A 496-nucleotide genomic window follows, 5' to 3' on the forward strand; every position below is an offset into this window, starting at 1 on the left:
GCCTCGTGCGCCATGAAGTCCCCCTCCCGCTGGCGTCCCGCGGCAAGTTTCGCGCCGGAAGACGCTCGAGCCGCGAAGACGCCCGATCCTCAGCCGGTGCGGTGCTCGAACTCGCCCTCGACCTGCCGGTGCAGCCGCTCGTCGATCGCCTCTGCCCGGACGACGGCGGAGCGGGTCCGGAAGCGCTCGACGTAGCGGAGCAGCTCCAGGTTCGGCGGCACGAGCTTGAACTGCGTCGTCCAGGCGAGCGCTGTCGCCCAGAGAATGTCGGCGGCGGTGAAGCGCTTGCCGAACAGGTAGGGCCCTTTTCGAAGCTGCGCCGTCAGCAGGTCCATCACGGCGTCGTAGCTGCCGTAGGGCGACATCGCCTGCGGCCCCGGATCGCGCTCCATGGCCCGGTCGACGATCGCCGGCTCGAAGGAGGAGCCGTAGAGGACGAGCCAGCGCAGGTAGGGGCCGCGCAACGGGTCGTCGAGGGCGGGGGAGAGCTTCGCCT

1 protein-coding gene is annotated in these 496 nt (G+C 70.6%); it reads right to left on the reverse strand.

Annotation, left to right across the window (positions count from 1 at the left end; genetic code table 11):
* Positions 1–89: 89 nt before the first annotated feature.
* Positions 90–496 (reverse strand): glutathione S-transferase C-terminal domain-containing protein (locus tag RAD16_RS40755; RefSeq protein ID WP_458163664.1); only part of this gene is annotated, 407 nt, incomplete at its 5' end.

It is taken from the genome of Bradyrhizobium sp. 18BD (assembly GCF_054185225.1).